4 protein-coding genes are annotated in these 1,585 nt (G+C 58.8%); 2 read left to right on the top strand and 2 right to left on the bottom strand.

The annotated features are described in order from the left end of the window. Positions 1-222: hypothetical protein (locus tag ABD719_RS18595; protein WP_344694858.1), on the top strand; the 222-nt coding region annotated here is incomplete at its 5' end. On the opposite strand, the gene ABD719_RS18600 is transcribed toward ABD719_RS18595, so the two are convergent. After that, positions 200-664: a hypothetical protein gene (locus ABD719_RS18600; protein ID WP_344694859.1), complete on the bottom strand. Its 465-nt coding sequence runs from the start codon at positions 662-664 to the stop codon at positions 200-202. The genes ABD719_RS18595 and ABD719_RS18600 overlap by 23 nt on opposite strands. A 139-nt stretch (positions 665-803) precedes the next feature. On the opposite strand from ABD719_RS18600, the gene ABD719_RS18605 reads away from it, so the two are divergent. After that, positions 804-929 (top strand): hypothetical protein, encoded by a 126-nt coding sequence (locus tag ABD719_RS18605; protein ID WP_344694860.1) that lies wholly within the window; start codon positions 804-806, stop codon positions 927-929. Positions 930-1,192: 263 nt separating this feature from the next. On the opposite strand, the gene ABD719_RS18610 is transcribed toward ABD719_RS18605, so the two are convergent. Beyond that, on the bottom strand, positions 1,193-1,360 hold the full coding sequence (locus ABD719_RS18610) for a hypothetical protein (RefSeq protein WP_344694861.1): 168 nt from the start codon (positions 1,358-1,360) through the stop codon (positions 1,193-1,195). Between the last annotated feature and the right edge of the window lie 225 nt (positions 1,361-1,585).

The following is a 1,585-nucleotide window of genomic DNA, read 5'->3' on the forward strand; positions in this document are numbered from 1 at the left end:
CTCACCATCCGGACCGCGCGTTCGCGGACCTCGCGTGAAAACTTGTTCGTCGTCTTGCTCATTTCCAATGCTCCTACTCACAAGTGGGAGCCTCCGGGAAACCCGGGACGCTTCACACCTGCTGCCGGGAAACAGGCGAATGTGGTCATGTTTGTCATCCCGACGTCGGCGTTGTTCGACGCCCGCAGAGAAATGCATCTCACTCGCAGCCGGCATGATTAACCCAGTTCCGCTTGTTCCATACCCGCGACTGGACGATGTCGCCGAACCGCCAGAAGCGAGTTTGCCGCCGATGGCGACCTGCTTTCACGATCGTCCAACATTCACCATGCGGCAGGCCGACGATCCGGTGGATGTGCGTTGCCGTGACGAGATGCACCGTGCCGGGAAGGCGTTCGACATACTCGCTGCGCCACGTACCATCAGGCGCGACGTGGAACACTTCGTCGACATAGCCGCCCGCGAGGATTTTCGTTTCGAACGGCCACGGGTGATCGTGCGGATTGGCGTGCGGTTCTTCCCGGCGGAATCGGTGAAGTGCTTGGCCGTCGCTCAGATGATATTTGGTGAAAGCTGGCGACATGCGCTCGGCCCTGACGATGTCGATCCCGGCAGGGATATAGGCTCGTGCGGTGCGGGGTAGTCTGTACGTCATCTCAGGCATCCTGCTTCGACCCGACATGCCTCGAGGCGCATTCGATTCCTGCAATCACGATTGACCCGGTTGCGTTTGCCGCAAATGACCAGTGACGCCATTTGGTATGAGTATGCTGCGATGCAGCAATCTGAAATTCGAGGCTCATATGTTCACCCTGATCACGCTCATCCTGCGCCTGCGCGCTATGGCTAATCAAGCGGCTGCCCCGGCGGTAACCATCGTGGCTGCCAACGATACGGGTGTCATCGAGCGTATCGCTCGCGCTGCCTGATACTACCGACCTCGCTACTTAAACGCGGGGTGACAAGATGCCAAGCCAGTCGAGGTCATTAGCTTCGACTAGTGGCGACTATACCTTTCCGCGCCCGTGTAGCGGTGATCAAGCCCAGTCCCGCTGCAACGAGACACAATTCTGCCTCACCGGCACGCCTCTTGACTAACCGTTTGTATCCGGTTGCATGGCCCCATGCTAGCCGCGCAAACTATGACCTCGGTCACGTTGTTTTTCTAGACCTAATGCTGAATCAGGAGTGGTCACAACGTTTTATCAGCTGTGGTCACATCGAGCCGTATGCCCGTCACCTGATGGACGCGGCGGATCAGCGTTTTCCGTGACGCCAGTTCGTAGGCTTTGGTCTGCCCGTCCATTTCGGCAGCGATGATTGATGCGATGCACGCGGGCACCGTCTCGAATGACGTCACTTACAGACTCCTCGATAGGCTGGAATGGTTCAACACCATGAGCGCTGTCCGACTATGCGGAGATATCGATGCCGGAGTTCGTGGAGTTACCGATGACGTGACCCCCGCCTTTCGTCCAGCGGCAACCAGAGACCGACCGGTGTTGTCGCGCATGAGCGCAGGTGAAGCAACGGGCGGGGTTAACCCCGCCCGTTGCTGTTCGAGTTCGGCGGCGAACGCCGCCGG

The sequence above is a fragment of the Sphingomonas cynarae genome, assembly GCF_039537815.1.
Taxonomy (GTDB): Bacteria; Pseudomonadota; Alphaproteobacteria; order Sphingomonadales; family Sphingomonadaceae; genus Sphingomonas; species Sphingomonas cynarae.

What these genes read in the sequence shown, in the direction of transcription:
- ABD719_RS18600 (WP_344694859.1), bottom strand. Translation starts at nt 664, where the DNA reads ATGCCTGAGATGACGTACAGACTACCCCGCACCGCACGAGCCTATATC.
- ABD719_RS18605 (WP_344694860.1), top strand. Translation starts at nt 804, where the DNA reads ATGTTCACCCTGATCACGCTCATCCTGCGCCTGCGCGCTATGGCTAAT.